General features: G+C 64.0%; 1 protein-coding gene, 2 tRNA genes and 1 pseudogene. All 4 read right to left on the minus strand.

The window, feature by feature from the left end:
• Positions 1–950 (minus strand): slipin family protein (locus EOA23_RS34230; protein ID WP_145966596.1); only part of this gene is annotated, 950 nt, incomplete at its 3' end.
• Positions 951–1,316: 366 nt separating this feature from the next.
• Positions 1,317–1,382, minus strand: a tRNA-Thr gene (locus EOA23_RS34235).
• Between the two features lies 1 nt (position 1,383).
• Positions 1,384–1,458, minus strand: a tRNA-OTHER gene (locus EOA23_RS34240).
• Positions 1,459–1,670: 212 nt separating this feature from the next.
• Positions 1,671–1,930: pseudogene (locus tag EOA23_RS34245) on the minus strand (histidine phosphatase family protein); the annotation flags it as partial.

Raw genomic sequence — 1,930 nt, forward strand, 5'->3', positions numbered from 1 at the left:
ACGTTGGCCTCGGCCTGCTTCTCGGCCGAAACCACCTGGTTGAGGATCTCGCGCATGTCGCCCGGCAGGATCACATCCTTGAGAGCGATGTCGCTGACCTCGACGCCGATCGCGGCCATGTCGTCGCGCACCTTGGCCGCCGCGTCCTCGTCGACCGTGACCTTCTTGTCGAGGATCTGGTCGAGCGTGAGCGCGCCGAGCGTCTTGCGGAAGGCGTACTGCAGGGCGCGGTAGAGGGCTTCTGAGAAGTCCTTCACCGTGCTCACCGCCTTGACCGGGTCGACGACCCGGTATTCGGCGGCGATGTTGACGCGGATCGTCACGCGATCCCTGGTCAGCACTTCCTGCCCGGCGACATCGAGCGACTGGCGCTTGATGTCGACGACCTTCACCTGGACCATGCGGCCGACGTTCCAGAAGGCATGCACGCCCGCTTCAAGCGTGCGAACGAGCACACCGTCTACGAAGAGCAGCCCGACCTGGCCGTCCACAACCGGGTTGAGGAACATGTGTTCCGTCTTCCGCGCCTGGCCAAGCCGGCGCATCAGCGCCGGATCGATGGCGAGATCGGCCGCCGTGTCGACGGTCGTGACCTTCCACGGACCGGCATCCGTCCACAGCACGAGCTTGCGGTCGGGCGACAGCACAGAATGCAGCGCGCCGTCGCGCTCGACCACGGCGATCTCCATGCGTCCAGTGCGGACGACGGTGAAGTGACGCGCGGCCACGTCCGGGAGCTTGTCGAACAATGCCTTCTCGTAAGCCGAAACGAATTCCGGGTTCTTCAGGTCGTGCCTGGAGATTTCCAGGTTGCCGCGCCGGTTGGCGAGCCAATGTTCGCCCGGCATCAGGATGGCCTGGATCTCGCCCTTGTAGAGGGCGACGGCACGCTCATTTTCCTTTACGAGGACGCGCTGGCGTCCAAGAGCCTTTTCGAGAATGGTCTTCATTGTCTTACTCCTGTCGGGCATGGCCCCATGCGAGGCGTCACGTCACGCGTCGATCATCCTTTTCGTTTCTCGTTTCACGTCGTCTCTTCACAGCTCCTGGGCGCGAATGATCCGGGGACCGGTGGCATCCGCGCGAAGCGGGCCTTCGGGAGCGGATCGCGGGGCGGCGAAGCGGGCGCAGGAAGCCGAAGCTTCCCTTGCCGGCCGCGCCGCGCCTTGATCGTCACCGCGGGCCTGGCCGCGCGCCGATGGCGCAGAACTTCGCCGCCCGGCGAGGCCGAAGCCCTGCCGTCCGTGAAGTCCTCGCATTCCGGTCCCCGGACCGTTTTGGATAACACCACCTGAAGGTGTCGGCTTATCAGGCCGTTGGAGAAGGAATCGAACCTTCGACAGTCAGATTACAAATCTGATGCTCTACCCGCTGAGCTATCCGTGGTGCTGATGAAGGGACTCGAACCCTCGACCTCCGGACCCAAATCCGGCGCTCTCACCTCTGAGCTACATCGGCGATCCCAACACCCGAAACGGCGCCGTATACAGAGCGGCAAAGCCGCCTGCACGGGCGGAGGCGAAAGCTCCAACCGTTGTGCTCGCTTCGGTTTTCGTGACCGGGAGCGCGCCTATAGACCCTGCGACGGGTTGTCGCAAGCGGCATTATGGCGGCAAATTTGCGGCTCCTTACGGGAGTTGTATTTCGGCAACACTGACCGGCGCGATCCCTTAGAAAGTGACGCGCCCCAGCACTTTGAGGCCGTCGCCGTCCGGCGCCACGACCACGGCCTCGCCCTCGCGAGGCGCCACGCCGGCAAGCGCTTCGATGTTTTCGAGATGCGTGACCAGCACGAGATTGTCGGAGCCGGAATAGCCGCGGATCTCCTTCATGATTGCCGCCATCTGGGCGGCTTTCTCAGCCGGATCGGTCTTCAGCAGGTCGAGCGGCGCGAAGGGCTGCGGCTCGGATTCGAAAGCGATGCGGGCAG

This window comes from Mesorhizobium sp. M2A.F.Ca.ET.042.01.1.1 (genome assembly GCF_003997405.1).
Classification (GTDB): domain Bacteria; phylum Pseudomonadota; class Alphaproteobacteria; order Rhizobiales; family Rhizobiaceae; genus Mesorhizobium.